General features: G+C 62.1%; 5 protein-coding genes and 1 tRNA gene. 2 read left to right on the top strand and 4 right to left on the bottom strand.

The window, feature by feature from the left end; all coding sequences use genetic code 11:
• Window positions 1-421 (bottom strand): acyl-CoA dehydrogenase family protein (locus BBF93_RS06040; RefSeq protein ID WP_199288437.1); only part of this gene is annotated, 421 nt, incomplete at its 3' end.
• A 152-nt stretch (window positions 422-573) separates the two neighbouring features.
• On the opposite strand from BBF93_RS06040, the gene BBF93_RS06035 reads away from it, so the two are divergent.
• The gene (locus BBF93_RS06035) at window positions 574-2,070 is read left to right on the top strand and encodes a class I adenylate-forming enzyme family protein (protein ID WP_233349289.1); all 1,497 of its coding nucleotides are present in this window, start codon (window positions 574-576) and stop codon (window positions 2,068-2,070) included.
• A gap of 529 nt (window positions 2,071-2,599) precedes the next feature.
• On the opposite strand, the gene BBF93_RS06030 is transcribed toward BBF93_RS06035, so the two are convergent.
• The 3 genes from BBF93_RS06030 to BBF93_RS06020 all read right to left on the bottom strand — a co-directional run bounded on the left by BBF93_RS06030 (window position 2,600) and on the right by BBF93_RS06020 (window position 5,064).
• A tRNA-Ser gene (locus BBF93_RS06030) sits at window positions 2,600-2,689 on the bottom strand.
• Window positions 2,690-2,862: 173 nt separating this feature from the next.
• Entirely contained in the window at window positions 2,863-3,570 is a 708-nt protein-coding gene (locus BBF93_RS06025; RefSeq protein WP_114105309.1) for a hypothetical protein, read from the bottom strand.
• A gap of 78 nt (window positions 3,571-3,648) precedes the next feature.
• Entirely contained in the window at window positions 3,649-5,064 is a 1,416-nt protein-coding gene (locus BBF93_RS06020) for a hypothetical protein (RefSeq protein ID WP_114105308.1), read from the bottom strand.
• Between the two features lie 156 nt (window positions 5,065-5,220).
• Between BBF93_RS06020 and BBF93_RS06015 the strand changes: the two genes are divergently transcribed.
• Window positions 5,221-6,168: an isopenicillin N synthase family oxygenase gene (locus tag BBF93_RS06015; protein ID WP_035594613.1), complete on the top strand. Its 948-nt coding sequence runs from the start codon at window positions 5,221-5,223 to the stop codon at window positions 6,166-6,168.
• The last annotated feature ends 3 nt before the right edge of the window (window positions 6,169-6,171 follow it).

The raw sequence follows: 6,171 nt of genomic DNA, 5'->3' as shown, positions 1-6,171 counted from the left end.
CGGCAAGGTCCGAGCCAGCATGGGGCTCCGAATAACCCTGGCACCAGAAGTCTTCTCCCGAAAGGATGCGCGGCAGGTAAAAATCCTTCTGCGCCTTCGAGCCATGGCCGATCAGGGCGGGGCCACACATGCCGATGCCCATGGGGGAAAGCGGCGGGGCGCCCGCGCGGGCCATTTCCACGTCAAAGATGTAGCGCTGGGCGGGCGTCCAGTCCGTGCCGCCATATTCCACCGGCCAGGAGGGTGCCGCCCAGCCCTGCTTGACCAGGATTGCCTGCCATTCCAGCGCCACTTCCTTCGTCGCATACACACTCGTCATGCGCCGCGCATAGGCGCGCAGCGACGGGGTGAGATGATCGGCAAGGAAATCCCGCACCTGCTCGCGGAAGGCTTCTTCTTCTTGGGTGAAGGACAGGTTCATGGCCTCTGCTCCTGTGCGGGTTTTTGTCAGGATCCCCTCGCCGGAGAACTGCTTCCCGCCGCATATAAGGGGATTGCCTGAGCCGCCGCAATCATTAAACTATTGCCAATAGGTTTTGACGGGCGCCCCCAAACGCCTGCCGGGAGGATAAAGTGCAGACAATCAATGACGCCATTCACTGGTGGGCCCGGGTCATGCCCGATGCGGTGGCGCTGGATTTCGGCGACGACCGCGTGACCTATCTGGAATATCGGGACTGGTCGGAGCGCATCGCCGCCGACCTTATCAAGCGCGGCCTCCAGCCAGGCGACCGGGTCGGTATCTGCGCCGCCAACAGCCTTGAATACTGTGTGCTGATCCTGGGAATTCTGCGGGCAGGCGGCATCGTCCTGCCCATGAACATGCGCTACACCCCACATGAACTTGCCGAGATTGCAGAAGACACGGGCCCCCGTTTCATCTTTGCCGACGCAGACCGCCTCGCCAAAATCGAGGGGCTCTCATCAGCTTCCCTCGAGATCAGTCATATCGGCCAATTGAGACACGGCCAGCGCCCGATCATAGCTCATCAGCCGAAGCCCGATGACAGGGTGGTGATCATTTCCACAAGTGGCTCAACCGCCAAACCCAAAGGGGTCGTATTCTCCCATCGCAGCATGACCGGCTATGTGGCCACCCATGCCATCGAAGAACAGAGCCTTGGCCGGGGCTCGCGCGTGATCATTCCCGCACCTCTCAATACATCGGCGGGGTTTGTTCAGCTTACACACTACACGATCCTCGGATGTACCCTCCACTTCCTCAGCGCCTTTGAACCGGCGCTATTCCTCAAGACGCTGGTAGAGAAGAAGATCAATGGCTTCGGCGCCGTGCCAGTCTTCTTCGAGGCCGTCTCGAAACTCCCCGAATTCGAAAATGCGGACCTCTCAAGCATCACCATGGCGACCTGCGGCGGCGCGCCGGTGACGCAGGCCCTGCAGGACACGTGGATGAAGAAAGGCATCGTGCTGCGCCAGATCTACGGTCAGACCGAATGCGGCGGCAATGGCACTATCATGCCCGAGCATCTTGCCCGCGTGCAGCCGCAGAAATGCGGAATGGGCGGGCTCTTCAACGAGATCGGCATCATTGACGAAAACGGTAACCGGGTTCCTCCCGGCACGGTCGGTCAGATTATCCTGCGCGGCCCCGGCAACATGCTCGAGTACTGGAACAATCCGGAGGAAACTGCCAAGGTCCTGAAAGGCGAATGGCTCCATACCGGCGATCTGGGTGTCCTGGATGAAGACGGCCTCCTGACCTTCATCGACCGGATGAAGGATCTCATCATCTCCGGGGGTCTCAACATCTCCGCAGCCGAAGTTGAACGCGCGGTCCTGACATTCCCAGGTATCGAAGAATGCATGGTCATTGCGGCAAAGGATGCCAAATTCGGGGAAACGCCGCTGGCCGTGGTCTACACGCGGCAGGACATTGATGTCCCTGCCCTGATCTCGCATTGCAACAGCCGGCTCGCCGATTACAAGGTTCCGAGATATGTGGCACTTGAACACGAGCCGCTGCCCCGAACGCCGACAGGAAAATTATCGAAGCCGGCCATGAGGGAGAAATATCGCAACGCGGCCGAGGCACTGCCGCGCGTGCGATAGACCTGAAGTGATCCTGCTTCATCTGCTTACGGAATGATCGATCGGGGTTGCCGGGAGTCAATACGGAGCCCCCGCGTGTTGCGGTCAGCTGGCTGTTTCACTCTTGAAGTCCGCAATGGGTGCACCAGCGGGCTGAGAGGATGGAATGCCTTTTCTGTCCCATGGATCTGGTGTCCTGGCACCCCGTATCGCGAGGGGCACCCTACCAACAGGTGGGGCGTGCGCAAACCTGACCATCTCTTTCTGGACATCGGCGCAGATTTTGGCACCAAAGGCGATGATGAAGGCACTTGGGCGACTTTCCCTCACTCGCGCAAAAAATGGCGAACCGGGCGTCATCGGCTCTAGGCCAACACCACTCCCCATTGGTCACGCACTCTCGGCGGGCGCCAATACTCCGCCACACACCGCCCGGCTTCAGATGAAGTGGATGTGCAGCAAAATGTGTAGCGAAATGACACCAGCGCAAGAAGTAAGCATCAAAATATCAAAAAATATTTAATTATTTCAAGGAGTTACAAGAAAAATCTGGCGGAGAGGAAGGGATTCGAACCCTCGATACGCGTTAACGTATACGCCCTTAGCAGGGGCGCGCCTTCAGCCACTCGGCCACCTCTCCAGCGCTCGGAATTCCCTATAGATGAGGGGGAATTGGGGCAAGTCTGAATTGCGGTGATTGGGCGCCATCGGGCCGGAAAAGTCGCCAGACGCCCCAATAAGGCAGCAGAAAACGGCATGTCCCCTCCGGAGCCCCGGCCGCCAGCCTGGAATTCCACAGGCCTGCCCGGCGCCTCAAAAGGCCCGCCAACCCCCCATTCGCTGATTACCGGCACGTGCCCGGCCAGATTTCAACCGGTTCATGACGATCCCGATCACATTCCCCCCCGCCGCTTCAACGGCGGCGCGCAGGTCCTCCACCTCGTCTGCGCCCACCGTTTCGGCCTGCACCACCAGCACCACCCCATCGGTCAAAGGCGCATAGATCAGCCCCGCCGCAGAACGCGAAAGCGATGGCGCATCGATGATGGCCCAGTCCGCACTGCGCCGCAGCGCCTCCCACCAGCCGGGCGCCGCCAGCATGCGCACACTGTGCCCCGGCGACAGCCGCTCATTCCGAAAGCGCGTCACCAGAAGGCGCAGACCATCAATCTGATGTGCTGTCAGCAGCTTTGTCAGGGCTGGCACCTTTTCTGATCCGGAGACAGAGTAAATCTGCTCCACTCCAAGGGAGGCATCCAGCGGATGCCCCGGCCGGCCCACGCCACTCAGAACTCCTTTTGAAAAGGCCGTATAAAGAGGGTTCTCGCGCAGATCGAGATCAATCAGCCACGTCATGCGGGCAGCCCGGGCGGCGGCCATCAGGGCAAAGGAAGCCGCAACACTGCTCGTGCCTTCCCCTTCCCGGGCCGACATGAACATCAGCACGCGGCCACCCGCGCGCGGGGTGATCCGCGTTGCGGCCTGCCAGAGGCCGGAAAGATCCTGCCGCAGATCGCGCATGACTTGCCTTCGCTTCTTCTCGCAGGAGCGCTAGCATGCGATGGTTAATGCGTCTTTAGGAAAATCGCTCGCCGGCGCTCAGCGCGGACGGACGGTGGCAAGCACGGGCAGTCCCACTGTCCGCTCCAGGGCGGCAGCCGTGGCAAAGCCCCGGCGGCTGAACGCATGCGCCAGGCCGGCGCCAAGCGCGGCCAGCGCCGCCAGGAGAAACGCAGCGAAAGAAGCGGGAATCCGCAGACTTTCCCCCTGCATTGGCACCGCCGCGCTCTCTACAAGGCGGACATCTCCAGCGCCCTCCCGGGCAAGATCACTGCGCGCCCGCGCTTCGGCGGCCCGGGCGCCAAACTGGCGCGCCGCATCGGCCGCCACATCCCGCCGGCGAACCAATTCTGCCAACCTTGGTGCCAGTTCCCGCAAGTGTTGATCCCGCGCCTCAAGGCTGGCGATCTGCGCATGCAGCTCCGCCTGCTGACGGGCTGCCGCCTGGACTTCTGCCTCAAGCCGCGCAATGGCCAACCGAACCTCCTGATACAGCGGATCGGGCCCGCGGCGCGCAGCACTCGCCGTATCCCCCTGCGCCGCCACCAGTCCCTCGATCCTCTCGATACGGTTGTCCAGATCGCGCAGCGCCAGGGCATTGGGCGCCAGCCGGGCCCGCAACTCTTCGCGCTGAACGTAAAGTTCCTGCAGGCGCTGTTGGGCGGTGTCTTCCGTATACATCACCTGGTCGGCCGGCAGCCCGGCAAGTTTCCGCCGATAGCTTGCCAGCTCTGCCTCAAGCTGCGCTTTCTGGGCCCCCGCCATCATCAACTCGAGGCTCGCAGCCTCATACAGGCGCTGCTGTGTGCTCCGTTCGGTTTCGAGCCCGGTCAGACCGTTCTGCGCAAGATAGGTCCGGATCGCCGTTTCGGCGTCGGCTACCTCGCGTTCAAACCGTTCACGTTGGGCGCCAAAACTGAGGGCAGGCTCTTCCCCCAGCACCGCCGGGCGATAATCGAGATAAGCGCGCGTCAGGGCGTTGAGCAGGACCGCGGCCATTTCAGGATCAGCATGGCCAAATTGCAGCCTGACGGCCCTTCCCCCCGGTAAAACTTCCGTCTGAAGATTATCCGCCAGAAGGTCCGCGCCGATACGGGCGCAGTCCTTCCGGCCGCATTGGGCGGCAAGTGCCGGATAAGCCCGCGCCAGGGTCACCTTCTCAAGTGCCCCGCGCGCCACCACCGGGCTGCGCATCAGCTCGATTTCGGACCGGGCGGCGCTCTCCGCGTCCGCGCGCTCGGTTGGCGGAAAAACCAATACCCGCGCCTGCGCCACATAGCGTTCGGGCAGCATCAGCGCCGCAAACAGGCCAAGCGCGAACAGCGGCAGAAACACCAGCAGCATCAGCCATTTCGCCCTCCACAGATGCACCAACACATCCCCTGCGCCCAGGCGTGGCCGCAAGCGCGGCTGCGCTGCCCGCGCTTCAGGTTGGCCGGCATCGGCTGGGGACATGGGTTCGCGCCGCTCCCTGCGGGTACTCAACCTGTCACAGATGCCATGGCGCGTTTGAGATTTCGTTAAGCATCAAGGAGCTGTAGAGGGAGGCTGGAATCCCCCGCGTCAGGCCGCCATCTATCGGCGCGGCGCTACTTCTGGCAGACTTTCTCCATGACCCAATATTTCGAACCCATCCCCTACCCCCTGTGGCACACCGACAAGGCCGCCTTCGCGGACAAGCTCGGAAAATCCTTCCGGGAAACAGGCTTTGCCGTCATCACCGGCCACCCCGTGGCCCAGCCCGTGATTGATGCAAACCTTGCCGCCACCAAGGCGTTTTTCGCCCTCTCCGAGGATGTGAAGGAAAAATATCACGATGCTCCCGGCGGGCGCCAGCGCGGCTACACCCCCTTCGGCACGGAAAACGCCAAAGGCCAGGCACAGGCCGACCTGAAAGAGTTCTGGCATACCGGCCGCGACCTTCCCCCCGGCTCGCCCTACCGGACCACCATGAAGGATACCCCCAGCGTCGCCGAAGTGGCAGACTTCGACCGGGCGACCCGCGCCCTTTATGCCGCCCTGGATGATTTTGGCGCTGATCTCCTCAAAGGTGTCGCGCTGCATCTGAACCTTCCGGAAACCTGGTTTGACGACAAGGTTAACTTCGGTAACTCCATTTTGCGTCTGCTGCATTATCCCCCGCAGATGAACCCGCCGCCGGAAGGTTCGGTCCGCGCTGGCGCACATGAAGACATCAACGTCATCACCCTGCTCCTCGGCGCTGAGGAAGCCGGTCTCGAAGTGAAACACCGCTCTGGTGCCTGGCTGGCGGTCAACCCGCCCCCCGGCGCGCTCGTGATCAATTGCGGCGACATGCTTCAGCGCTACACTGGCGGCATCCTGCCATCCACCACACACCGGGTGGTCAATCCGGCCCCCGAACGCTCCCGGTTCCCGCGTTACTCCACGCCCTTCTTCCTTCATTTCAATCAGGATTTTCTGATTGAAGCCCTCCCCGGCTGTCTCGCCGAAGGGGGCAAGGCACAACCTCCCATCACCGCTCAGGACTTCCTGATGGAGCGCCTGCGCGAGATCGGCCTGGTCAAGGAACGCAGCTGAAGA

The organism is Hyphomonas sp. CACIAM 19H1 (assembly GCF_003325995.1).
In the GTDB taxonomy this organism is placed as follows: domain Bacteria; phylum Pseudomonadota; class Alphaproteobacteria; order Caulobacterales; family Hyphomonadaceae; genus Hyphomonas; species Hyphomonas polymorpha.
The sequence above is the reverse complement of the archived record's forward strand: the minus strand, read 5'-3'. Positions and strand labels throughout refer to the sequence as shown.